Origin of the sequence: Bradyrhizobium sp. LMG 9283 (genome assembly GCF_045571415.1) — a bacterium.
GTDB lineage: Bacteria > Pseudomonadota > Alphaproteobacteria > Rhizobiales > Xanthobacteraceae > Bradyrhizobium.
Window position 1 is genome coordinate 1857461 of sequence record NZ_CP120691.1, and the last position, 23762, is coordinate 1881222.

Genomic DNA, 23762 nt, shown 5'->3' on the forward strand with positions numbered 1-23762 from the left:
GCAATGTCGCTCATTCCAGCCAATACGCTCACCGAGGCCATCGCAGGGATCGAGGACGTCTCCTCGCGCATCGAGGACGTGTTCGCGCGCGTCGGCAACGAGCTCGGACGCGGGCATCTCATCTTCAAGGAGCTGAACCAGGGTCTCGCGGCGCTTTCCGGTGAACTCTCCGGCGCCGAGATCGAAGGCGCTGCAACGGCGCTCCAGGAGATCGCCGCGCGGCTCAGCGACCTGGCGCAGGCGCTGCCGGCCGAAACCGCGCTGCTCGAGACCATCGGCAAGAGCACGGCGGAGGCGTCTTCGCTGCTCAAGCCGCTGTTCAAGCACATTCAGATGATTACCATCATCGCCCGCAGCGCGCGGATCGAGGCGGCCTCGCTCGACGGCGACCGCGAGGGCTTTCTCGCCTTCACGCAGGAGGCCTACGATCTCGGCAAGGCCGTGCAGGGCGCGATCGAGGGCTGCGCGCGGGATCAGCAGCGCCTGTCCGAGGCGGTCGCCACCGCACTCGGCCGGCAGAAGGAGTTCGAGAGCCGCTACCGCAATCAACTGGCGGCGGAGAGCGTCGAGCTTGGATCCGCCTATTCCGGATTGCGCGATCAGCGCAGCAACAGCAGCCATCTCGCCGATCTCGCGAGCTCCAGCACAAGGAAGATTGCCGAGGCGGTCGGCAGCGCGATCATCTCCCTGCAGGCCGGCGACAGCACGCGTCAGCGTCTCGAGCACGTCTGCCAAGGCCTCACGCTCGCCTCGGGACCCGCCCCGAGCCTCGTTCCCGAACCGGTCGCGAGCGACGACGGGGTGCGCACGATTTGTCAATTGCAGGCGGCCCAGCTCAGAGATGCCCAGCGCGAGTTCGGTGGCGACATCGGCCAGATCGTTCACGCGCTGACCGCAATCCTGCGCGATGCGGGCAGTGTCGTCGGCCAGGGCCGCACGCTGTTCGGCGGCGAGGACGGCAGGTCGTCATCGTTCCTGGCGCGCATCAAGCAGACGCTGGCGCACGCCTCGACGCTGATCGCCACCTGCGAGGGCGCCGGCCGCTCGGTGGACGAGGCGCTCGCGATCGTCGAGGACACGCTGACGAAATTCCGCCAGGCGATCGCCGGGCTGGCCGAGGCGACTGTCGACATCACGCTGATCGGAATGAATGCGAGCCTCAAGGCAAGTCATCTCGGCAGCCGCGGCAGCGCTTTCGTCGTCATTGCCAACGAGCTGAAGGCGACCGCCGACCAGGTCTCGGTGGGAGCGGGGCGTCTGAGGCCCGTGCTTAACGACATCGAGCGTTCGGCCAGGGACCTGAAGGAGCTCCGCGTGCAGGGCGATCCCACGCAGCTCGCCAAGCTCGAACCGCAGATTCTCCAGGCGCTGCGAGAGGTCGAGGCCGGTAATGAACGGCTCGGCAAGCTGATGAGCCGGCTCGTCAATGAAGGTGCGGAATTCGAGGCGCTTATGAATTCGGCGCAAGGCCTGATGACCACGCTTGGCGAGGGCTCCGCGGCATTGCCGGCGGTCGCCGCGCGGCTCGAGACCGCGACCGCGGGCGCGCAGAAGCCGCGGCCGCAAGCGCAGGACCAAGCGATGCTCGACCAGCTGTTCGCGCGCTACACGATGGAGCGCGAGCGGGACGTCCACCGGGAATTTCTGCAGACGCTCGGGCTGGCGTCGATCGCGACCACGCGCCGGGTCGAGGCAGTCGAGAGCGCGGACGACGGCATAAAATTGTTTTGATATTGCCGCGGGCGTCGCCTCGCGCCCGCGGAAATTTGACGGATTGACTTTGCAGGGCGTTAACCGTGGCGGAATGCTCGTCGCGACGGTCATTGTCGCGCCCTCACGGTTCGTTGCAAATACGCATGGAATTCATGGATGGATGTTTCCATGCTGAAAGAGGGCAAATACGCGGCGTGGTTCAGAACCGCGCAAGCACAAGGCACCGGTATCGTGCATCTGGCCCAGGGTCGGATCTCGGGCAGTGACAGCTTCTTCACCTATGGCGGCTCCTATCAGTTCGACGACGACCAGCGCTTCACGGCCGTTCTGACCACACGGCGACATGCCGACGGGCCGCCGACGGTATTCGGGCTCGACGAAGTCGAGGTCGAGCTCTCCGGCGTGTATAGCGGTGCGATGGCGACCTGTTCGGGCAGAGCTCGCCAAGCGCCTGACGTCAGGTTCGAAGCGACCCTGATCTACAGCCAGGAAGTCGCGCCGGCTGCCGACGCCCGGAGCGCGGTCGTAAGGCTCAATGCCGACAAGCTGCCCAAGGGACTCGACGGCCGTTCCCGTCCGCGGCCCCCGTTTAAGGCGGGCTCGCCCAAGCAAAAGCCAAATCGGCAATAATCCCCGCAGCTCCACTCGCGCTCGCGCCGCGTGCCATGATTAGCATTGCATTGACGTTGTTGTCGCGAATTCGCGTCGCGGCCGCGCTGCAGCAACTCTGCCTTTAGAAGCGAGAGCTAGTCTGCGACCGATCTAGCGTGGTGGAAGAACATGCCTCAAATCTGGATGACATACGACGAGCTCGGCGCGCTTTGCGGCTGCGGTGCAACGGAGGCCCGGGACCGTGCCATCCATCTGTCGCTCGATCGTCGTAGGAGCCGCGATGGGGCGACGCGCGTCAAACTCGATCTGGCGCTGACGGCCAAATTCTTTGCATCGGTTCGTGAGGCGGATTTCGATCTCGATTGCGCCATTGGAGCGCTGCACAACACCCATCGGCAGATGGCCGCGTTTCTGGTTCCCTCCGAGCTCCACACCAGGCGTGGAGCGGCTTGAGCCTCCGCGTGTTCCGGGTCGTGACTCCGAAGGACAAATCGCGGTCGTTGTCCCGAATCAGCATAAGCTCTATGGCGGAATTTCCCGCTGTCGTCGGTGTTTCGATCGCGATAGGGAGCGGAATGCGCGGGAGGAGTGCATGAGCAAAGTGGCACTGTTGGGGACACTTGCGCTTGTCGGAGGCATCATTGCGGCGAGCGGAACGGCAAGCGCGGAACTCGTGAAGCTGCAAGCGGAGCTCAAGGGAAGCAACGAAGTGCCTCCGAACGGCTCAACTGGGTCGGGCAAGGCCGAGGCAAGCTACGACACTGAAACCAAGGCTTTGACTTACGTCGTCACCTATAGCGGGCTCACGGGGCCAGCGATGGGGGCGCATTTTCACGGTCCCGGCGAGGCCGGCAAGAATGCTGGCATCGTCCTGCCGTTCAAGACGGTGCAAAGCCCGATCCAAGGCAGTGCCACGCTTACCGACGCGCAGGCGGCAGATCTGCTGGGCGGCAAATGGTACGCGAACATCCACACGGCCGCGAACCCGGGCGGTGAGTTGCGCGGTCAGATGATGAAGTAAAAGCGGGGTCCGCCGGTCATCTCGCTATGGAGATGCGGGCTGCCTTAGGACGGAGGTCTGGGCAGGAACGCTAGGATCATCTGGGCGAGCATGACGCCCACGGTGCCTCCTGCCGCCTTCTGCAACACGTCGAGGAAGCCCGGATCCCGGTCGGGTATGAACGCTTGCATCAGCTCCAGCCCCATAGCGACCGCGATGACGAGCGAGCAAGCCAAACCGATTCGTCCGGGCAGCAGGAAGGAAAGAAGGAAACCGAGCAGCCCATAGGCACTGAAGCGCTCGATCACGACGACCCAGTATGCCTCGTGATGCCCCATGAGCGCCGGCCTCCCCGACAGCTTCGCCAGCGTGGCGTAGACGATCAGGGCAAGGCAGATGCTCGCGGCTGTAATGAGGTGGTTTCTGCGCATGGCGCCAGCATAGCCGGTCGGTTGCTGGTCTGGTTCGAAAGCCGAAAATAGCGTTAAAGGCCCGCGTTGAGGTCAGGCCACCAAAACCGTGTCGTCGGAGACCGTCGCGCCTGACTGCGTCACGCGGCGCGACTCCACGAGCTCATTGAAGCGGGCGGAGGGCAGGGGCGGCGCAACGAGGTAACCTTGGCCCTCCTCGACGCCGGACGCGATCAATGCACGGAGCTGCTCCTTCGTCTCGATGCCTTCCGCGACCACGGTCATATTGAGGTCCCTCGCGAGTGCCACCAGCATTTCCACGATCGCCGTCGTCGATGCGTCCACGGTGATCGTGTCCACGAAGAACTTGTCGATCTTGATCATGTCGGCGCCGAGGCCCTTCAGCCGGGACAGTCCGCTATGACCGACGCCGACGTCGTCGATGGCGACGCGGAAGCCGTGGTCCCGCAGCTCGGCAACGACCGCCGCGGCGCGCGCGAGATCGTCGAGCTCGTCGCGCTCGGTGACCTCGACCACGATCTGGCGCGCGGAGACACGTGCCGTCAGGACCGTGCGGCGCAGCGTTTCGACGAAGCCGGCGCTCAGGAGATGATTGGGTACGACATTCAGGGACAGCTTGAAATGCTTGTCTGCCTTCAGCAACGGCTTCAGCTCGATCAGTGCCGATCCCAGCATATGCCAGGTCATCGCCTGGATGCGCCCACTGGATTCGGCGAGCGGAATGAAGTTCATCGGCGGTACGACCGAGCCGTCTCGGCGCAGCCAGCGAGCCAGAATCTCGCAGCCCTTGATTTGACCTGTCCGGAGATCGAAGATCGGTTGGTAGTATGGCTTGAATTCGCCGGCTGCCAGCGCCCGATCGAGATCGGCGACAGGCCCTTCCATGCGGTGGCTGCGTGCCAGCAGGATGCCAAAGATCGCGCCAAGTCCGAGGGCCACCGCGACTGCGGGCCAATAAGCCTCGTTATTCCAGCTCGAAAGCACCGCGTGCTCGAGCACGATCGTGGCATGAAGCGGGAAACGCGTGGAAGTCCTGTCGAAGCTGATCGGCCCCAGCAGGGACTTGCCGGCGTCGGTCTGGAATTCGCCGAGCTTCTCGCCACTGCTCAAGGCGAGGATCACCTCGCTGTGCGCCCGCAGCTCGGCAGGCATGATGTCGAACAGGCTGGCGTTGATGCCGACAATGGCGACAAGGGCGGAGCTGCCATCGATGTCCCTGAGCACGCCCAAGGCGTCGCCCCCGAACTGCTCCACGCGGAACAGCGAAAGCGCCTTGTCGCGCGAAGGCAGCATGTCGCGACGATCCACCCATCCCCTGTCGAATTCGAGCGTCTCGGAATAAGCCGAGCAGATCACGGAGCCATCCGGCTTGACGAGCCGGACGTCCTTGATCGCCGAGCGCTGGTAGACGTGCAGGCGGATGGCTTGCAGTGCCCCCGGCTCGCAGCTGGCGAGCTTGCGCCTTGCGAGCTCATCCAGGCTGGCCGCGGCAAAATCGACCGCAAATTCCGACCGGCGCAGAACGACCTCGGTCAACTCGTTGAGTTGATGCACCTGCTGGTGGCGAATGACGGCTTCAGCGGCGAAATGGCCCGCCAAGGCGAACGCCATCGTGCTCGCAAGCACGAGCGCCGCAAACGGAAGGTTGGGTCGCAGCAGTCGCATCCGGTTCAGGCGAAATCAGGCGAGGCTTAAATTCAGGCAAGGCTTAAATTCGGGCAAGGCTTGGAGATTGATCCTAGCCAGGGAGGGCTAAGATAGGGTTTAACGGAGAGACCGGCCCGGATGGCCGACCCGAGCGATGGCCTGACCAATGGTCTGGCGGCTTCGGGATAGAAACAAGCATGGAAAGTTGAGCAGTATGATCAGGACGTTAAGCCTCCTCCTGGCGCTAGCCGTCGGGAGCTCCGTGGCCTCGGCGCAGGGGACCAAAGACACGCCATCGGGCACGCAGCCGACTTCCGCGACCAACAGCGGCACAGGTACCAATTCCGGTTCGGACAGCATGGGTGGCGCGTTCAAAGGAACGGGGACGCCGAACTACGGCACCAGCCCGGGGATGGGTTCCCAGAAGAGGACGCACAACTAGTCGACCAGGCTAGTCCGCCAGGCAGGACGCTCAATCGATGCTCACTGCCGGAGGCGGTGGCGGACGGGAATGACGTCGGGATAGGACCGGTTAGGCCTGTCGATGTGGTGCGCGGCGGAGTGGCGAATGGCCCGCAACCGGAGCAGCACGAAGGCGATGTTGATCGCCAGCCAAACCAAGATTGCGGAAATGGCAAAGTGGAGCACTGCCAGACCTCGCTGCGAGATCGGGACCAACATCCGAAGGTTGATTTGGTTTCATCCCGCCGAGGGGAGCCGTGCAGGACTGCGCCGCCTGCGGCGAGCGCTGCCGTTTTCGCAATCAGGTTTTCTTGGCCGCCTTCGACTTCAACGAAAGACCAAGGCGCAACGCCATGCGCTTGATCGCATCAGGCGAGCGCCCGAGAACTTTCGCCGCTTGCTCCAGCGAGGTTGAAGACTTGGCCAGCTCCATGAGCCGGCGATCTTCCTTGAACGACCAGGGCCTGCGCGCCATAACCGAAATGATCCTCTCGTCGACACAACGACAAAGCCGCCAAGCGGACCCACGTTCGCTCGACGGCTTTGCTTGGGTGGGGCCGGGCTTGGGGGAGCCCGGTGCGGAAGATGGATAAGCAAAGCGCGAGAGTTCGCAACAAACAACGCGGATTAAGCTAACCTCTCAACCTTACCGCGATGAAGTTGGTGCAGGACGCTCCGTATAACCACGGATATTTCGTCAGCAGTGTCGTTTGCGACGGCCGGCGGACGTGTTCGAGAACGTGTCGGAGACATTACCGTGCAGATCGCAGCTGGCCCGACCACAGCGCGTTCAGCCGCTTCGTTCGAGGCTGCTTGCCGAAGTGAACGGGGGTTAACATCGCCGGCTGGATATCACCGTCGAACAATGAGAGATTCCGGTTATCCTCTCGGCTCTTCGCGTTTGCGCGGCGACCAAACTTCGAGCACCACGTTGCACAAACTTCATGTTCGTCTGACAAAAGTTTCAGCGCCGATGATCTTGAAGTCGTCACAACATCACGTTGAAATGCACCGGGAGGAGCGTTCCGAAAATCGGGAACATTCCAAATGCTTGCAGTTCTGGTTTTGATTTCGATTTTTGCAGCTGGCTTTTGCTGTGGCTATGGTGTGCGGGCGTGGCGCTCGCGCAAGCGATCAGCACGATATCGTCTCTATGCGCCCTATACGCCGGCATCGATGGCCGTCAGACAAAGCGAGCATCCATCATAATGGCAGAGCCATATAAGGGCAGAACCATCGGCGCGCGATGTTCAGCTGGGGCTGATCTTGCCTTTGCGGCTGCGCCGGATAACCATGTGCAGTTAGGTTAACATGGTGCGGTCCTTGAGAGCTTCGGAAAGGCAACCTAAAACATATCAGTTCATGGCGAGAATTTAGCCGCTTCGATATTTTCCGCGGCTCGCATAGGTAGGCGTGAATGGCGTATTTGATTGCGTTGCTGGGCGCGACTTGCGTCCTCATTTTGATCGCATTTGTTCGTAGCTTTGATCGGCGGCTGAAAGATCTTCCAGGGCCTTGGATCCTGAACGAGGGCCATTCGAATGATTGATCAAAGGCACAACGCGCCCCGCAGATATTTCGTCGACGCCCGAGGACATCGTGTTCTGATCGGGCTGTCTCCGGAAGAGACGGCAGAGTTCGAGGCGCTCGATCTTGCACCGAACGCGACAGTGCGACTCGCATCCGAGATCTGCGTGAGCGAAGGAACTGCTGCCAGGCACGAAATTCGCTGGCTCGAGCTCTATTCCAAGCACGAAGGAGCTTGGCGGGCGTGGATCGTACAAAGCCAGGCAGAGCGAGCGCAGGATTTAAGCTTTGTTAACTATGTCTGACCGATGGTAGCCCCCTGAATCTCGAATGTGGGATGGCCCAAATGTTTCAGCTGTTCCTGAGAGCGCGCGCACACAATCTTCTCGGCTCCCGCCGCGAGGACAAAGGCTTCAAGGCCCGCTCCGTCGAGCGTGATGCGGAGACCGACCGCGTGCGGATCGGTGCCGTCTTGGCGGCGATCGAAACAGCGTTGCAGGAGGCGGAGAGGGAGCAGGCCGGACTCAACCGGCGTGTTGACGATGCCCTCGCGCGCGCATCCGTCACTTTCGGAAACGGCACCGATGAATATCTCGAGCGGGAAGCGCTCGATAATTATCATCAGGATCTCTTCGCGGCCGACATCTCGAACGGCCAGCGACGGCTCAAGGAATTGGCCAGCACCATTGCCCACTTGAAGTTCGTCAAGACCGCAATGCTCACCCGTTTCCCGGACTTCAAGCCGCCGCAGCTCAACAGCTAAAGTGAGATGAGCCTTGGTTGAATAGGTGCGAGCCAAAGAGGGCACCTCTCCCGCAGGGAGAGGTCGGCATCAAAGATGCGATCCGGGTGAGGGGTTACAGTTTCATTGTCTGCCGCGGCCGCTCACCCGGATTGCACTGGACGATGCTTCGCATCGCCAGGTGCAATCATCCGACCTCTTCCCGCTGGGAGAGTGAACCCCAGGGCAGCCGACCTAGCTTAATTTCATCATGCTCTAGTATTGGGGATTTTGCCCCGCATCCTGCCCTCGTTCTGATGCGCCGCGACACCGAGGCGACGTGCGAATTTCACGGCTTTGTCACGCGCAATGTCCCGCCGAGCAGGGACTGCCGCGTGACAATTCGGCGCCGCTTTGCCGTTGGGCGCTTCGACTCTTTTTGATATGGTTCGGCGGCCATTCATGGATTGAAGGAGCGAAAGAAGTGCCAGTCAAGAATTTGCGGACGTTGGTTGGATTGGCATGCGCTTTGACGCTGGCCGCGCCGGCGACGGCTTCGGCCATCACAGCGGAAGTGGCCCGCGCATGCGATGCGGCGATGGCCAAGGCCTTTCCGCCCAGACAGATCGGCAACCCCGCGGCCGGGAGCACTAAGGGAACGGCCAAGGATAAGCGCGAATACTTCCAAAAATGCGTTGCCAACAATGGCAAGGTCGACGACATGCCGGGGGACGCGCCAAAGGACAACAAGCCAGCGAAATAAGAACAGGGGTGGCTAGGGCTAACGTCGGGGCGGCGGACAGGGCGAGTAGAACGCGCCGTTCGCAGCATTGATGCGTTCGACGCATTGATTGGGATCAGTGACCGTTCCGGCGACCGTGAAGTCGTAGCCCATGCCCTTGACCACCACGACGTAGCGGCCCGGGGCGAGGGTAAAGTCGTCTTGCTCTGGTTGGAGCAACAGCATTCTCGACTGGTCTTCGACCGGACCTACTTTGTAGGGGTAGGACATGCTGCGAATGACCCAGGAATCGCCGGCGCTGACCATGGCGGCTTTCCCGGTGGCATCGACGCCCATCGCCCGGGAGACTTTCGCGACCACCCGAACTTCGGTCCCGCTTGCATCGACCCCCCCGTCGGGCCTGAACACGATGAATTTGACGTCGCCGCCCATCAAGGTGGTTGCGCTCGGCGTGTTGATGGCTGCCGAGATCGCGACGCGCCGGTCCGGAATCTTGCCGGGCACCGGCTTGAGCTCATGGAGCTGGCCCTCGCTCAAGGCGTAGACGCCGAACGTCATCGGCAACGGCATCGAGGGTTGTGCCGCTTGCGCCGGCTCCTTTGGGCTGTCCGGCGTGCGTTCACCGGTCTCGCCCACCGCGGGAGTCGGTGCGCGCTCGGGCGGCAGCGCCACCTGCGACAATGCGGTTACTTGTGTCCTCAGACGTAGCAAATAGGCAGCGGTGGCACCGGCGCCCGCAATGAGCAGGAGGATGGCGGTCAATCGAACGAGAGATTTAAAGGCGCCGCTCCGTTTGAGTTGGTCCAGCGATCTTGGCGATGCCACAGGTCCGCGTGGCGTTTCCATAGCCGGCGGCGTCGGAATGGGCGGCGAAGGAGGGGCGTTGGCCGGCGGAGAATTCGCCGCGACGGTGGCGGCAGCCTTTGCCGGTGAGGACGGCTCGCATCGCTCAAAGGACTGTTCGACCTCCCGGATGGCCCGTTCGAGCACTTGCTGGAGCGCTCGCGCTTCCCGCGCATCGGCGTGGTTGAATTGTTCCAGGAGCTTGACGCGGGCCAATTCGTAAACGACATCCCGCATCTGCCGAGGGTCGTCGGAGATTTCGCCGATCCGCCCTGATAACAGGCGGACAAGTCCGTCCTTGATCTCGTCCGCGTTGGCTGCAGTGTCGCCGGGCTCGGTCATCAAGGCCGATCAACTACCCCGGATACAGTTGTTTCGCTAGGCTTTTTCACCCCGGATCCCTCGGCCGCGGTGGATCGCTCCGATGGATCCTTCAAAGGTCCGCCGCGATCGTCTCGAAGAGCTTGCTTTTGGGCAAAAACCTGTGACATTTCGCCCAGCTCCTCTTTCCGGTGTTTGATGATGCGCGGCATTTTGACAGCAATTACGTTTTTGGCCTTCCTGGTTCAGCCCGCTTCGGCGCAAGGGGTCAAGGATCAGGCCAATACCACCAGCTCCAGCATCATCACAACGCCTACGAAAAAGGCGCAGACCACCCAGGCCGCATCGCGGCCTACCGCTGTCCGAAATGTGACTGGGAGCCTTCCTGCCGGAAGGGCGGCCCAAGGCGTCTGGCGGGATGGCAAGCTGATTGCCGTGCCTCGGTGAAGGCAACGCAAGCAACCGTGAAGGAACACTGTTCGTCTCCCTGACGTTCTTGCTTGGGAGATGTCGCTCATGAAACGATTAGTCTTGATCACATTCGCGCTTGTCGTGCCTGCCGGCGCCTCGGCCCAGGGCGTCAGCGATCCGTCGACGCCCAATCGCAACGTGATCATCGTCAATCCGTCGCAGCCGTCGCCCTCCACGGCGACGCCAAATATTCCGAGCCGAATCGAGCCCCCGGTGACGAGGGGCGGACACGCCCGCCCCTATCACGGGAACAGAACCCGGGGCAGTGGGTCGAGTCGTTATTAGCCGCGCCAGCCTCCTTTCGGTGGCGTCGTGAGACAAGCTATTGCGGATTTACCTCGACCTCCAGGGTCGATGTCCCGCGATGATGGCGATTGCTGCCCGAGATCAGCAGCGTGAACTTGTCGGTGCCAGGCGTTTCGGTTCCTGCCGAATAGCGGAAGCCGGACCCGACCACTGCCAATTGTCCCCATGATGGTCCGCTCACGACTGAGACGTTGAAGATCTGCATATACGACAAACGCAGGCCCTGGATGCAGTCCGCCCCAGGCGCGATCGACATCGTCCACCTCACCGTATCCTCCGACAAGGCAAACGGCGTTCGCGCCTTGATGCAGACGGGACTGGCGTGCGCCGTCAGGCCAGACATGAAGGAAGCCGCGACGGCAATACTTAACAGCAATAACGGTCTTGCACGCATTCTCGGCAACTCCACCAGCGCGTGCCGAAGTTAACAGCAATGACCTAACCAGGTCTTAGAACAGAGCGTTTGCCCCCGAACAAATGACGCGGATCTCAGATACATCAATCATCCGTCGGCCTCTTTCCGGATCATGCCATCCTGCCCCTGTTTTGCCCGACGAGTCAACCCGAATTTCGGAAAAGGCGCAACCCATTGATCCGACTGGTGCCGGCTACTGTGCATGGGGTTGTTTTTCAATTTTTTGATAGGACGGCCCCGAAGGCCCCCATGTGCTGAAATCCCGCGAGCTAAGTGGAAAGGTTGCCCCGCGAATTGGCTTTCTTGCAATCGGCAAAGGTATAGACTGAAAAACTGGAGATGAGGAAATTGGCCAATGGTCGACCTTGTCGTTCTGCCTGGAGTCATCAGCGTGCGAACGGGTCGACGTGGCCACTGTGAAAAGCGATTTGGGAAGCTGTCTCGGGCGGTCATAACCATTGTCGGTGCATTCGGCCTTGGTCTCGCCAGTCCGTCCTTGTCTCTCGCCAGTCCGTCCTTGTCTCTCGCTCAGACCGAACCGGAGCCCTCGCTCAACGACTATCTTCCACCAAGCGAGCCGGAAGTCACGCGCGATGAATGGCGACAGCGGATCGAGGACGCGCGGCGCCGGGCCAAGGAGGTCTCGCGCGAGCGGCGAGAGCATCCAGAGCTCTACAAGCCGATTCCCGAAGATCCGGACCTTGTTGCGACCGAACGTCTCCTGCGCGACGACAGCCTGCAACGAGGCGACATCGTCGCGACCAAGAAGGGCATGTTCGTCTACCAGGGGCGATCCGACCAACCGCGCCGCGAACAGGACTTTGTGCCGGTCAACCCGAAATCGGTGCGCTGAGTTAGTACCGCCGCAAGATCTCGTTGAATTTGGGATCGGTCAGTTTCGTCGTCTCGAGCAGCAGCGACTTGCCTTGCGGAGTTGCCTGCACATAGGCCGCGATCAGCAGGGGTTCGTAACGCGAGCGATTGGCCAGCGCTGACCGGATGTCGGATTGCGCCAGCAGCTTGACCTCTTCGTCGGTTGCAGCGGCGCCCGAGGTCACGGTCTGGACGCGAGAGAAGGCAACGTCGATCGGCACCGACCCGGTCAGGTAGGACATCTTCACCGCCGGCGTGACGGCCTCGCCGGCCCGCGCCTGTAGCGTGCCGAGAGTGAGCCAGAGCGCGGGTCGGATCGGTGAGACTTTCAAGGCAGCGATGACCGCGGCCTGGACCGTCTTGTTTTCGCTGGCCCTTCGGCCTGCGTCGAGCGACGGGCGGTGCAGAATGTCAGCGGCCATCGCTGCCGCATAATTCGCCAGCAGATCGCCATCCCATGAAAAGGAGGCCAGACCGCCGGCGGCTGCCAACTTGGCCTTGTCGGGCGGAATCTCGCCCGAGAACAAGTCGCTGGCGCGAAAGTTCGGTCGGATCAGATCGCCATAGAACGCCATGCCGGCGTGAAGCGCCAGCACGATCGCGGTGCAGATGCCGATGACGCGAAGCAGGTTGATGCGGGTCATGGGGAATTGACGAGGCCTGTGCGGGTGAGCCGACGACGGGATTGATGTTCAGCCGGCGCCCTCAAATTGCGAGCAGACTATCGCCTTGGATCGTTAGCAGCGTCAAGTTTCCCGTCGCGTAGGCGCCGGTGTCGATATTGATGCGGTTTGGTCGAATATCGGGCGCGCTGACCGGCGTGTGGCCGTGAACGATATATTTGCCGAAGCGCTCCTCGGAAGCCAGGAATTCCTCGCGGATCCAGAGCAGATCCTCATCCTTTTGGCGATCGAGCGCGATGCCCGGCTTGACGCCGGCGTGAACGAAAAAGAAATCGCCGCAGGTGAAGGAGGAAGGCAATTGCTGGAGGAAGGCGAGATGCTCGGGCGGGAGCGCGCGCTTCAATTCCTCGATCAGCTCGACCTGCTGCTCCGCAGACGGATTCATGGTTGGCCTGATGCCATAGGAGACCAGCGTCAGGAGGCCGCCATAGTGGCGCCACTCCTGCAGGCGGGCGGGGTCCTTGAGGACCTCGAGCAGGAAGACTTCGTGGTTACCCTTGAGGCAGACCGTCTCGTGTGATTTCGAGCGGGCGATCAAGAGATCAAGAACGGCGCGCGAGTCCGGGCCGCGGTCGACATAGTCGCCGAGAAAGACCTGAATGGCGCGTTGGGGAGCCGAGCGGGCAAGATCGGCGTCGATCACGGTTAACAGCGATTGAAGCAAATCGGCGCGGCCATGCACGTCGCCGATCGCATAGACGCGAACGCCGTCGGGAAGCCGAGGCTTGGTCTTCTTGCGAAAGCGGCTGGAAAGGCCCATCAGGTCGGTCGAATCGCTTTTGGCGTCGCGAGCGGAACGTCGTGCCCGCTCTTAGCAGAACAAGTCACACATCGGTATTCTTAATTGTTTGCAACCAACGCGCCCGCATTTTGATTAAAGCATCGCGCTGCCTTTGAGCCGTATTTCAAGAGGTCTCGCGTAGCGTCTTTCCCAACAAGAACGGGGAGCGCGACATGCGCAAAGTTGTAAAGTTCCTGGCGGCCGTCGCCGCCATCGTCGTTGCTGCGGGGATGCAGCGGAGCGCGGAAGCCGCCTTTGTCGGCGCGCCAATGGGGCTGCGCGGTGCCATCCAGTACATCAAGTTCGACCAGCCCACGCTGGCGCCGATGGCGTTCACCATCTTCTGCCTGAAGTACAAGGATGAGTGCAAACCGCGACCGCAGCAGATCGTCTTCCGGGGCGGACGCCTGAAGCTTACGGCCGAGCGCATGGCGCAGATGCAAGAGGTCAACCAGCGGGTCAATACCGCGATCCGTCCGGAGCCCAACCTCGAAGGGCTGCGCGGCGAGAAGTGGCTGCTGCATCCGGCGAGCGGCGATTGCAACGACTATGCTGTGACAAAACGCCACGATTTGATCGCCAAGGGCTTTCCGGCCCGCTCGGTGCTGCTCAGCGAAGTCGTGACCACCTGGGGCGAGCATCATCTCGTGGTCGTGGTGCGGACCTTCTCCGGCGATCTCGTGCTGGACAATCTCTCCGGCCACATCGTGCCGTGGTCGAAGAAGCCCTATCGCTGGGTCCGCATTCAGTCGCCCAAGAACCCGAACTACTGGGCGTCGCTCGGCGATCGCGCGGTCTGATCACCCGCGCTCTATCGTGATGAGGATTGACTGACGCTCTGCGACAGCCCCAGTCCCACGATCACCGAAAGACACAGGATGGCTGCGGGACGCAGCAGTCCCGGACCGGCGAAGCTCTGGACGAGTGCAAAGAGAACGCAGGCCGCGGTCGCCGCTGGGAAGAACGAGTCGCGTCCGCGCTGGAGCGCGCCGAAGAACAGGCGCACCAGAGCGATCAGGCTTAGTGCCATCATGGCGGTCAAACCGATCCATCCCGTATCCGCAAAGACGGCGATGGCCGCCGAGGGCGCGGCCAAAGTCGTGCCAGCGTCGCTCTGATAGATCTTCGCGACGGCCGAAAAGCTTCCTGCCCCCGCGCCGAACCAGCGTGTGTCGGCCAACATCCGCTCGAGGGCAGCCTTCGTCTCGCTTCCCGCATCCGGGATGAGCCGCATCAGGATCGGCCCAGAGCTCTTCTCGAAGAGGAAGGTCAGGATGATGGTCGCGCCGATCAGAGCTGCTGCCGACAATGCACCCGCGGCCAACGGCGAGAGGTCGAGCCTCCGGATGACGAGGATCAGCAGGATCAGCACAACGCCAAAGGCCGCTGCGATGGCGCAGTTCGTACCGGAAAGCTCAAAGATCGCGGCTGCGCAGACCAGGGTCCCGACAAGGCCGCAAAGGCCGATCGCGATCGAGCGCAGGACCGAGTGATGCGTTTCGGCCCGTTCAGCAGCGAGCTGCATGACCGCTAAATTGAGCATGAGCCCGAAGCCGGCCAAAGTCGCGGTGAAGTCAGAGGGCGCGGCTGCCGCAACGGCCGGCGACAGCCGATGCAAGTCCAAGGTCAAGGCGGAGACCGCGGTCACTCCGCTGAGCACGAAGAGAACCAGCTCGGCACGGCCGCGGTTGCGGACCACCAGGATGGTGACGCCGAGCAACGAGATCGCCGCGAGTGCCAGCAGCAGCGCATTCACCGTCAAGCCGGTATCGGCCGTGATCGGCCCGAGCGACAGGCCACCGAGGACGTCGTGAGCGCTGGCCCAGATCGGATGCGCCCAGCTCAGCGGAAGAGGGACGAGTTGGGCCGCGATGCACAGCGGAATGGCGAGCAGGATCCACCGGCCCCAGGCGGCCGCGCGCACATAGTGGTCGTAGTCGGCCTTCCGCGCGGCCGAAGCGGCCGCCAGCAAGCTCAGCGCTGCGGCCATCGTCCCGAGCTGCGCACCGACCCTGGCGCCGGCAATTTCGAGAGCAGAAGCTGAGACGATTGAAACGATGAGGGCAAAATAAGCGAAGGACAAACGGCGCGCTCGAAGGGAATCCTGAAACGGTCAGGTCACCATACAAGCGGGCGGTGGGTTTTCAAACAGAGCTCTGTCATGACAACAGCTCGGTCTTCACCTTTCGCGCGCTCGCGAAAGGTTCATCGCAGCGTCAATCGGGCGTCGTCAGCGGACAGTTTTGACGGGGCGGGCGAATACGCGGGTGGTACGCGCGGCAGCAAGGCCAAAGCGCGCTCCTGACCCAAAGAGGTAGCCGCCCTGGAGGGCGATGGCGGCGAACACCACGTCTTTCAGGCTCTCAACCACGGTGAGATCGACCATCAAGCCGACCGGAATGGCGGCGAGCACCATGACGAAGGTCAACGGCAGGAGCACCAGGACGCGAAAGCGTTGGCCCAGCACGGCACCTACGAGAAAGCTGAAAATCAAAAACGCGGTCATCCGAAACACTCTCCGTGCTCCGGACCCTAGGTTCCCCCCCTAAAAAGACCCTTAAGTTGTATGGCTAAATTTGGCCTATTGGCTGCAATTTGCCTGCAATGAATTGTACGCCTCCCGCAGCCCGTTCAGGGCTACCGTACCCTTGATCTCGCTGTCGCTCTCCCTCACGACCACGGACAGCGAGGGCGTCGTCTGCCACTTGCCGGCGGCAAAGGCGGAGACCTCGTCGGGCAGGAGCACGGCAGCGCCTGCGGCCGCCATGCTGGCCTCGAACGTCAGCGTGCCGCCGCCGCTCGCGGCGATCGTGACCTTGGGATGGCTCCGCGGCGGGAAGGGCCGGATCAAGGCCACCAGCACATCAATCTTGCCTTTCGGTGCGCACCGGACGATCAGGCCAGCGAAGTCCGGGTCGGATTGGGTCGTGTCCGCCGTCTTCATGATCGCAGCGAAGCTCTCGCCGTCCTTGGCCCCTTGGGTCCGGGTGAATTTCCAGACGGAAGAAGGGGCAGGGGCGGCCACCGCAACGACGGGTGCGCCGTGACAGGGTGCCCCCGGGCTTCCAAGGCAGGAGATCTGAGGGCGCCATGAGCGATCAGCTGCGCCAAAGAGGGAACCTGCCAGTAACGGGATCAGAAGGAGGCCGGACACGAGGATTCCTAATCTTGCTGGACCCAGCCTTAGCAGACGGACGCGAGCCCAAGAAGCCGCGCACTCGACACATCGAGTCCTTGACTTGGGCGGATTGCCCGCCAACCGGGCACACGAAATACAACAAATGGTCACAAAGGGTTAAACTAAGCCCCAAAGAGTGGCTCGCACGCAACAGTAGCCGACTGATCGCACCATTAACCACTAGGGAACCCTTGTCGCACCGCCCGCGCAGCCGTACCAATCGACGGTAATTGGGGTCTCTTGGGGCGCGATTCATGCATTCCTTTGCCAAAACTTATGTATTCAAGCCGGTATTTCTGGCGGCCGCTCTAGCGCTCGGAGCGTGTTCAACCAATCCAGGTTCGGGCCCGCTGACGGATGACGTCAACAATAAGATCCAGACCGAAAATGCGCCGGCCTATGAGCTGGTGCCGATCAATCCCGCTACGGTGAAGATTCTGCACACCCATGAGCCCAAGGGGCTCGCGGGGGCCTTCACGGACAAGCGGCCGCCGGCCAGCATCGTGTTCGGCATCGGCGACGTCGTCAGCGTTACCATCTTCGAAGCTGCCGCCGGTGGTCTGTTCATCCCGGCGGAAGCCGGCGTCCGTCCGGGTAACTTCGTGACGATCCCGGATCAATCGGTCGACAATGACGGCTTCATCACCGTGCCCTATGCCGGTCAGGTCAAGGCGGCGGGCCTCACAGCGGTTCAGATTCAGCGAGCGATCGTTGAAAAGATATCCAACCGCGCCATCGAGCCGCAGGTTGTGGTTGCGATGTCCTCGCAGCGGACCCAGCTCATCAGCGTGCTCGGCGAAGTCAACTCGCCGGCGCGTTATCCGGCGAGCGCGGCGGGTGCGAAGGATCGCGTGCTCGATGCGATCACCCGCGCCGGCGGTATCAAGGGTCAGGGCTTTGAGACCTGGGTGATGCTGGAGCGTGGCGGACGGCGGGCTACCGTGCCGTTCGAAAATCTCGTGATGACGCCTGAGAACAACATCTATGTTCGCCCCGACGACAGCATCTATGTCTATCGCGAGCAGCAGAAGTTCCTGGCGTTCGGCGCCAGCGGCCAGAGCGGCGAGTTCAACTTCGATGCCTGGCGCATCAACCTCGGCGAAGCCGTCGGCAAGGCCGGAGGTCTCTTGGATGGCCAGGCCGATCCGGCTGCCGTGTATCTCTACCGTCGCGAGCCGCGCGAGGTTGCCGCCCAGCTCGGCATCGACGTGAGCAAGTACACGTCAGAGACGATCCCGGTCATCTTCGCGGTCAATTTCCGCGATCCGGGTGGCTTCTTCCTCGCCACCAAGGTCATGATGAAGAACCAGGACATCATCTACGTTTCGAACTCGCGCAACGTCGAAGTTGCCAAGTTCCTGAACTACCTGCGCGTGATCATGGCGACCGGCAGCGATGCTGTGAACCTCTCCAACGACGCCCTGATCTTCCGCAACAACGTCAAGCTGGCGCCGTAAGACGGGGCCAACCTGATCCACCACGATCGATGGCACCGGGGCTTTGTCCCGGTGCCATTTTCGTTTAGCAATCGAAGCGGTTCTGCTGCGGCTAGGCGTTCGGGATTTGGATCAAGACGCCAGTGAGCACGGCGCGCGGGTCATCGGTCATCCCGCAGCATTGCAAGGGGCTTCATGCGCTTTCGAACATTTTGCCGTCTTCTGGCTCTGGTCCCAGTCGCGCTCGGGCTTGCACCGGTCGGGACGGCTCTGGGCGCTGCCGCAGAGCTGGGCGTCCGCCACCGAATCGACGTCATGGTTCTTGCCGAACCTGACGCTCCGATCTTGTCGCGCCTCAAGGGAGCCAAGGGCGAGCTGTCGTTCACCGTCCGCCTCTCGGCGAACTCCAAGGAGAGCAAGTTCTTCGGGATGCTGCGGCCGTCCTTCCCCGATATCGTCGTGCCTGACGGGCCGGGCAAGCCCCTGGTCCAACAGACCAAGCTCTGGGAGGAGGAGGTCTGCCATCAGCGCCGCGGCCTGCCCAAGGTCACCGTGACCCAGCTCGGCGGGCATTTTGCGGAAGGCGAAGGGCGAATCGAGATCTCCGCCATCAACCGGCACATCGGCCTTCTGGTCCCGCCCGACGAATTAACTCCCGGAATAAAACTCGATCAGGGGAATGATGGCTTTGGGGTATTCTATGCATTCCGGGCGCAGAGCCGGAACAGCCGCCTCAACGTGGATCTGAAGATCTATCCGATCGATTGCTTCCTCTAAGCTCAAGCAAAGCTTGCAAGAACGACGATGCGCCTTTGGCTTCCCGAGATTCGCTGGTCGTGGAGCTTGCCCGCGACCCTTATCCTGTTCTTCGTGGCCGCCGGCGCGCCGTTTCCGTTCGGCTCGACCAATGATCTATCGATCGCGTTCTGGTGCCTGTGTCTCGGTATCGCGGTGATCTTCGCGCCGACGCGCGATCTGCGGGCGCCGCATCTAGCGCTGCTCGCAGCCATCGCCTTGATCGTCGCCGGTTACGCCTTCGTGCTGCACGAGCAGCTGTCCGATCATCCCTGGGTCGCGCCGTTCCAGCCGATCTGGAAGCAGGCCTCGGATCTGCTTGGCGTGCCGATCGCCCCGTCCGCATCGATCGTGAAGAACGAGGCGTTCTTCGCGCTCGGCGCGCCGCTCGCCAACATCCTCGCCATCGTGCTCGGCATCACCATCGGCGCCGATCGGATGCGCGCGCGCCGCTTGCTGTGGGTGATCGCGATCTCGGGCGCGGCCTACGCGCTCTACGGCGTGCTCTCGTTCCTGATCGAGCCCACCATGATCCTGTGGCGGGACAAGACGGCCTATCTCGGCAGCGTCACCGGCACCTTCATCAACCGCAACACGGCGGCGGCCTATTTCGGCTCCTGCGCGGTGATCTGGATGCTCTTGATCCTGGAGGACGTCCGCCGCCGTCTGCCGGAGCGGCATATCGAATGGCGGCGTCTGTCGCTCGATCTGCTCGCGGTTCCGCCGAAAGAAATCCTGCCGCAGCTCACCTGTCTCTTGATCTGCCTGATGGCGATGTTCATGACGACCTCGCGCGCCGGCGTCGGCCTGTCGCTGCTCGCGATGATCGTCTCGTTCACGGTCTTCCTCCGGAAAGACCTGCCGCCGCGCACCGGCATCTGGATCTCGCTCGGCTCTGGGCTTGCCGTCGCGCTCGGCCTCTTGCAGCTGCTCGGCGGCCGCGTCTCCAGCCGCTTCGACAGCCAGGGCCTGGTCGACGAGGGCCGCGTCGAGGCCTGGAAATCGACGCTGCGGATCATCGCCGACAATCCGTGGTTCGGCACCGGCATGGGCACCTTCCAATGGGCCTTCCCACCCTATCGCAGCCCCAACATTTCGATTCGCGGCGTCTGGGATGCCGCGCATTCGACGCCGCTGGAGCTTGCCTCCGAGGTAGGCATTCCCATGGCGCTGTTGGTGGCGCTCGGCTGGGCCATCATGCTGCTCGTCCTGGCCAGGGGCGTGTTCGGACGCCGGCGCGATGCCATCATCCCGCTGGCCGCGGCAGCCACCGCGACGCTCTCGCTGCTGCACTCGTGTCTGGACTTCACGCTCCAGGTGCCCGGCTACAGCATTCCGTTCTTTGCGCTTTTTGGCGCGGGCCTGTCGCAATCATTCCGCAGCCAGGAGGGCCGACCGCAACCGGACGTGGGCGCCACCAGGCGGCGAGGTGAGGGCCGTATCGCAACCGCGCCTCCGGCCCCGCGCGCGCTGCCCGAGCTTCATAAAAGTGTCTAGATTTGAAGCAGTTGCGCCGTTTACGAAGTCTTTAGAATAAGTGGACAGCTCATGTCTCTTCGGCTAGGTTCCGCACTGCACAGCCATTTGCCCGGGCCGAGGAAGCAAATCGGGGCAGCTGATTTTTTGGAGGTTGATTTATGAGCGTTATCAGAATCGCGCTTCGCATGGCTGCCGCCGCGGCCTTCGCCGCGACGATCACCACGGCCGCCAGCGCCGCCGTTTACCCGCCGCAGCGCCAGCTGCCGGCCACCGTTATTTCCGATTTCAAGGCTTCCCCGAACAGCCTGCTGCAGCAATATCCGACCGGCGGCCCGCAGCTGATCTCGCGCGTGCGCGACCTCGGCGCCTCCGATCCGACCACGCTTCCCGGCCTGATCGCGCTTCTGAAGGATCCCGCGACGACCAAGGACCAGATGCGCGCCATCGTCGGCGGCCTCGCCCAGGTCGCCCGCATGGCTGCGCAGAGCGATCCGGCTTTCGCCAATGAGATCCAGACCGCGATCGCCGGCACCGGCAACCAGGACGTGATCGCCGCCTACCAGGCCGCGACCGGCGACGTCCAGATCGCCGCGACCGGCGGCGGCGCGGGTGGCGGCGGCACCGGCGCAGGCGGCCCGACCGGATCGGGCGGCTTCGCCAACGGCGGACCGGGCGGCAGCCTCGGCACCTTCGGCGGCCTGCACTACGCGACGACGATCACGCCGAACGCGAGTGCCGGCGTCAGCGGCACCACCAACGCCGTCAGCCAGCGCCGCTGAGCGCAGACGAGCTTCAAGGAGCGGTCCGGCTGGACCGACCAACGACGGAACGGCGCTTCACGGCGCCGTTTCGCGTTTCGACCGTTAAGCTTCCACACAAATTATAATGTGCGCACACCGTTGCGCTGCATCAATTGAGTTCAGCCGCGTTTCGCCGCGTGTTATATTCGCCCTCAACTGCCGGTTCTTTTCGAGTGCTTTTGCTCGCGTGACTTTCTCATCCCAATCCCATCCTCCAGAACCGTTCGCTGGACGATTTCAGGAATTGCACAATGCTGCAGGTGAATAAGCCGTCGTCGGAGATCAACCGCGACTACGACGAGGTTGAAAGCTCTCCGGCCCAGACGCTCACCTCCTATGTCGAGATCGTCCGCCGCCAGTTCCCGACCATGGTCGCGATTGTCTCGGCCTGCGTGATCCTGGCGCTGCTCTATCTCTTCACCGCCGCGCCGCTGTTTACCTCCACCGCCTCGATGGTGATCGACACCCGCAAGGTGCAGCTGTTCCAGCAGCAATCCGTACTCGGCGACATCGCGATCGATTCCGCGACGGTGGAAACCCAGGTCGAGATCCTGAAATCCGAGAACATCAGCCTCGCCGTGATCCGCGATCTACATTTGATCGAGGACCCCGAGTTCTCCGGCTCCGGAGGCGGCGTGCTTGGCTCGATCCTCGGCTTCGTCGGCGGCCTGTTCTCCGACAGACACGCCTCGTCCGAATTCGAGCTTACCCGCAAGGCGCTGGAGCGTTTTGAGAAGAGCCGCACCGTCAAACGGCTCGGCCTCACCTATGTCATGGAGATCGGCTACACCTCGAAGGACCCGGCGAAGGCGGCGAAGATCGCCAATGCGATCGCGGACGCCTATATCGTCGACCAGCTCGAGGCGAAGTACCAAGCCACTCGCCGAGCCAGCGTCTGGCTGCAGGACCGCATCAAGGAGCTGCGCACCCAGGCCTCCGCCGCGCAACGGGCGGTGGTTGATTTCAAGACGTCCAACAACATCGTCGATACCGGCGGCCGGCTGATGAACGAGCAGCAGCTCGCCGAGGTGAACAGCCAGCTTATCATGGCGCATGCGGCCACCGCCGAAGCGAAGGCGCGGCTGGACCGCATGAACGATATCCAGAAGCAGGATGTTCCGGACGCGAACGTAGCTGACGCGCTGAAGAACGACACCATCGTCAAACTGCGTGCGCAATATGTCGACATGGCTTCGAAGGAGTCGATCTGGTCGTCCAAATACGGACGCGACCATCTCGCCGCGGTCAATCTGCGCAGTCAGATGGCGGAGATCAAGAAGAACATCCAGGACGAGCTCAGGCGCATCCAGGAATCCTACAAGAGCGATTACGACATCGCAGTGACGCGCGAGGAGGCGATCAAGTCGAGCCTCGCCAATGTCGTGTCGGAATCGCAGCTCACCAACCAGGCGCAGGTGCAGCTCCGCGAGCTCGAGAGCAACGCACAGTCCTACCAGGCGATGTACGACAATTTCCTGCAGCGCTACATGGAAAGCGTGCAGCAGCAGTCCTTCCCGATCACCGAGGCGCGCGTAATCAGCGCGGCCACCACGCCGCTCAAGAAGAGTTCTCCGAAGTCGCTGCTCGTCCTAGCCGCCAGCCTATGCGGTGGCCTCATACTGGCCTTCGGCGCGGCCCTGTCGCGCGAGTTCACCGACAAGGTGTTCCGCACCACGGGTCAAGTCGAGCAGCAGCTCGGCGCCAACTGTATCGCGATCCTACCGGCGCTCGGCGGCTCGGCCGCGGCGCTTAGCGAGAAGGTGCTGGCGGGCAAGCTCGCCATGAAGAAGAACAACCCCGAGCCCGATCTGCTGCGCTATGTCGTCAACAACCCGCTTTCGCGTTTCTCGGAAGCCGTGAGGTCGGTGAAGGTTGCGGTCGATCTGAACTCGATCGTGCGCGAGAACCGCGTGCTCGCGACCACCTCGACGCTACCTAACGAGGGCAAGAGCACGCTCTCGACCAACCTCGCCCAGCTCATGGCGCATGGCGGCGCTCGTGTCATCCTCGTCGATGCTGATTTGCGAAATCCCTCCTTGTCGCGGGCGCTGGTGCCCGATGCGAAGATTGGCCTAGTCGACGTCGTGGCACAGAAGGCGCAGCTTGAGGACGTGCTGATCGTCGATCGCGAGACCAAGCTCTCGATCCTGCCGGCGGGCACCACCTCGAAGCTGTTGCACACCAACGAGATCCTAGCGTCAAAGGCGATGTACGCGCTAGTAACGCAGCTTCGTTCGAAGTTCGATTACGTGGTGCTGGACATGCCGCCGATGGCACCGGTGGTCGACGTGCGCGTCACCTCGTCTTTCGTCGATTCCTACGTTTTCGTGGTGGAGTGGGGCAGGACCAAGATCGATGTCGTTAGGCACAATCTGCGCGGCTCTCCCGAGATCCAGGATAAGCTGCTTGGCGTGGTCCTGAACAAGGCCGACACAAAGGCACTTGCCCGATACGAGTCATATCACGGCCGCTATTACTACCAGAAGTATTACGCGCGCTATGGATACGTAGAATAGCGGGAAGCTC

General features: G+C 62.3%; 25 protein-coding genes. 14 read left to right on the top strand and 11 right to left on the bottom strand.

The window, feature by feature from the left end; translation table 11 throughout:
- The first annotated feature begins 3 nt into the window (after window positions 1-3).
- From P6U29_RS08680 to P6U29_RS08695, 4 genes are all read left to right on the top strand, one after another.
- Window positions 4-1731: a chemotaxis protein gene (locus tag P6U29_RS08680; RefSeq protein WP_407117202.1), complete on the top strand. Its 1728-nt coding sequence runs from the start codon at window positions 4-6 to the stop codon at window positions 1729-1731.
- Window positions 1732-1881: 150 nt separating this feature from the next.
- A complete protein-coding gene (locus tag P6U29_RS08685) occupies window positions 1882-2343 on the top strand; it encodes a hypothetical protein (RefSeq protein ID WP_407119278.1) in 462 nt (153 codons plus the stop codon).
- Between the two features lie 150 nt (window positions 2344-2493).
- Entirely contained in the window at window positions 2494-2778 is a 285-nt protein-coding gene (locus P6U29_RS08690; RefSeq protein WP_407117203.1) for a hypothetical protein, read from the top strand.
- 139 nt (window positions 2779-2917) lie between these two features.
- Window positions 2918-3346, top strand: coding sequence for a CHRD domain-containing protein (locus P6U29_RS08695; RefSeq protein WP_407117204.1), 429 nt, complete (start codon window positions 2918-2920; stop codon window positions 3344-3346).
- A gap of 44 nt (window positions 3347-3390) precedes the next feature.
- On the opposite strand, the gene P6U29_RS08700 is transcribed toward P6U29_RS08695, so the two are convergent.
- The 4 genes from P6U29_RS08700 to P6U29_RS08715 all read right to left on the bottom strand — a co-directional run bounded on the left by P6U29_RS08700 (window position 3391) and on the right by P6U29_RS08715 (window position 6298).
- Window positions 3391-3756, bottom strand: a complete 366-nt coding sequence (locus P6U29_RS08700; protein WP_407117205.1) for a VanZ family protein — start codon at window positions 3754-3756, stop codon at window positions 3391-3393.
- A gap of 72 nt (window positions 3757-3828) precedes the next feature.
- Window positions 3829-5367 carry an EAL domain-containing protein gene (locus P6U29_RS08705; protein ID WP_407117206.1) on the bottom strand — a complete coding sequence of 513 codons (1539 nt, stop codon included), beginning with the start codon at window positions 5365-5367 and terminating at the stop codon, window positions 3829-3831.
- 519 nt (window positions 5368-5886) lie between these two features.
- Window positions 5887-6051 carry a hypothetical protein gene (locus tag P6U29_RS08710; RefSeq protein WP_407117207.1) on the bottom strand — a complete coding sequence of 55 codons (165 nt, stop codon included), beginning with the start codon at window positions 6049-6051 and terminating at the stop codon, window positions 5887-5889.
- A 115-nt stretch (window positions 6052-6166) separates the two neighbouring features.
- The gene (locus P6U29_RS08715) at window positions 6167-6298 is read right to left on the bottom strand and encodes a hypothetical protein (RefSeq protein ID WP_407119627.1); all 132 of its coding nucleotides are present in this window, start codon (window positions 6296-6298) and stop codon (window positions 6167-6169) included.
- Window positions 6299-7406: 1108 nt separating this feature from the next.
- Between P6U29_RS08715 and P6U29_RS08720 the strand changes: the two genes are divergently transcribed.
- From P6U29_RS08720 to P6U29_RS08730, 3 genes are all read left to right on the top strand, one after another.
- Window positions 7407-7697, top strand: coding sequence for a hypothetical protein (locus P6U29_RS08720; RefSeq protein WP_407117208.1), 291 nt, complete (start codon window positions 7407-7409; stop codon window positions 7695-7697).
- A gap of 41 nt (window positions 7698-7738) precedes the next feature.
- The gene (locus P6U29_RS08725) at window positions 7739-8155 is read left to right on the top strand and encodes a hypothetical protein (protein ID WP_407117209.1); all 417 of its coding nucleotides are present in this window, start codon (window positions 7739-7741) and stop codon (window positions 8153-8155) included.
- Window positions 8156-8597: 442 nt separating this feature from the next.
- Window positions 8598-8876, top strand: a complete 279-nt coding sequence (locus P6U29_RS08730; protein WP_407117210.1) for a hypothetical protein — start codon at window positions 8598-8600, stop codon at window positions 8874-8876.
- An 18-nt stretch (window positions 8877-8894) separates the two neighbouring features.
- On the opposite strand, the gene P6U29_RS08735 is transcribed toward P6U29_RS08730, so the two are convergent.
- Together P6U29_RS08735 and P6U29_RS08740 are read right to left on the bottom strand one after the other, a co-directional pair.
- Entirely contained in the window at window positions 8895-10040 is a 1146-nt protein-coding gene (locus tag P6U29_RS08735) for a hypothetical protein (protein ID WP_407117211.1), read from the bottom strand.
- 772 nt (window positions 10041-10812) lie between these two features.
- Window positions 10813-11190 (bottom strand): hypothetical protein, encoded by a 378-nt coding sequence (locus P6U29_RS08740; RefSeq protein WP_407117212.1) that lies wholly within the window; start codon window positions 11188-11190, stop codon window positions 10813-10815.
- Between the two features lie 376 nt (window positions 11191-11566).
- On the opposite strand from P6U29_RS08740, the gene P6U29_RS08745 reads away from it, so the two are divergent.
- Window positions 11567-12064, top strand: coding sequence for a hypothetical protein (locus P6U29_RS08745; RefSeq protein ID WP_407117213.1), 498 nt, complete (start codon window positions 11567-11569; stop codon window positions 12062-12064).
- 1 nt (window position 12065) lies between these two features.
- Here P6U29_RS08745 and P6U29_RS08750 read toward each other — a convergent pair whose 3' ends face one another.
- Window positions 12066-12728, bottom strand: a complete 663-nt coding sequence (locus tag P6U29_RS08750) for a hypothetical protein (protein WP_407117214.1) — start codon at window positions 12726-12728, stop codon at window positions 12066-12068.
- 61 nt (window positions 12729-12789) lie between these two features.
- Entirely contained in the window at window positions 12790-13527 is a 738-nt protein-coding gene (locus P6U29_RS08755) for a metallophosphoesterase family protein (RefSeq protein ID WP_128935766.1), read from the bottom strand.
- A 194-nt stretch (window positions 13528-13721) separates the two neighbouring features.
- Between P6U29_RS08755 and P6U29_RS08760 the strand changes: the two genes are divergently transcribed.
- Entirely contained in the window at window positions 13722-14348 is a 627-nt protein-coding gene (locus P6U29_RS08760; protein WP_407117215.1) for a transglutaminase-like cysteine peptidase, read from the top strand.
- An 11-nt stretch (window positions 14349-14359) separates the two neighbouring features.
- Here the strand turns inward: P6U29_RS08760 and P6U29_RS08765 are convergent, their stop codons facing one another.
- The 3 genes from P6U29_RS08765 to P6U29_RS08775 form a co-directional block, all read right to left on the bottom strand.
- A complete protein-coding gene (locus P6U29_RS08765) occupies window positions 14360-15538 on the bottom strand; it encodes a hypothetical protein (protein ID WP_407117216.1) in 1179 nt (392 codons plus the stop codon).
- A gap of 240 nt (window positions 15539-15778) precedes the next feature.
- Window positions 15779-16054 carry a hypothetical protein gene (locus P6U29_RS08770; protein WP_128938180.1) on the bottom strand — a complete coding sequence of 92 codons (276 nt, stop codon included), beginning with the start codon at window positions 16052-16054 and terminating at the stop codon, window positions 15779-15781.
- 75 nt (window positions 16055-16129) lie between these two features.
- On the bottom strand, window positions 16130-16492 hold the full coding sequence (locus P6U29_RS08775; protein ID WP_407117217.1) for a hypothetical protein: 363 nt from the start codon (window positions 16490-16492) through the stop codon (window positions 16130-16132).
- Between the two features lie 488 nt (window positions 16493-16980).
- Here P6U29_RS08775 and P6U29_RS08780 point away from each other — a divergent pair, with 488 nt between their 5' ends.
- The 5 genes from P6U29_RS08780 (at window position 16981) to P6U29_RS08800 (ending at window position 23752) form a co-directional block, all read left to right on the top strand.
- Window positions 16981-18183, top strand: coding sequence for a polysaccharide biosynthesis/export family protein (locus P6U29_RS08780; RefSeq protein ID WP_407117218.1), 1203 nt, complete (start codon window positions 16981-16983; stop codon window positions 18181-18183).
- 294 nt (window positions 18184-18477) lie between these two features.
- A complete protein-coding gene (locus P6U29_RS08785; protein ID WP_407117219.1) occupies window positions 18478-18939 on the top strand; it encodes a hypothetical protein in 462 nt (153 codons plus the stop codon).
- A 66-nt stretch (window positions 18940-19005) separates the two neighbouring features.
- A complete protein-coding gene (locus P6U29_RS08790) occupies window positions 19006-20454 on the top strand; it encodes an O-antigen ligase family protein (protein WP_407117220.1) in 1449 nt (482 codons plus the stop codon).
- 140 nt (window positions 20455-20594) lie between these two features.
- Window positions 20595-21215, top strand: coding sequence for a hypothetical protein (locus P6U29_RS08795; RefSeq protein WP_407117221.1), 621 nt, complete (start codon window positions 20595-20597; stop codon window positions 21213-21215).
- Between the two features lie 272 nt (window positions 21216-21487).
- A complete protein-coding gene (locus tag P6U29_RS08800) occupies window positions 21488-23752 on the top strand; it encodes a polysaccharide biosynthesis tyrosine autokinase (RefSeq protein WP_407117222.1) in 2265 nt (754 codons plus the stop codon).
- Window positions 23753-23762: the final 10 nt, after the last annotated feature.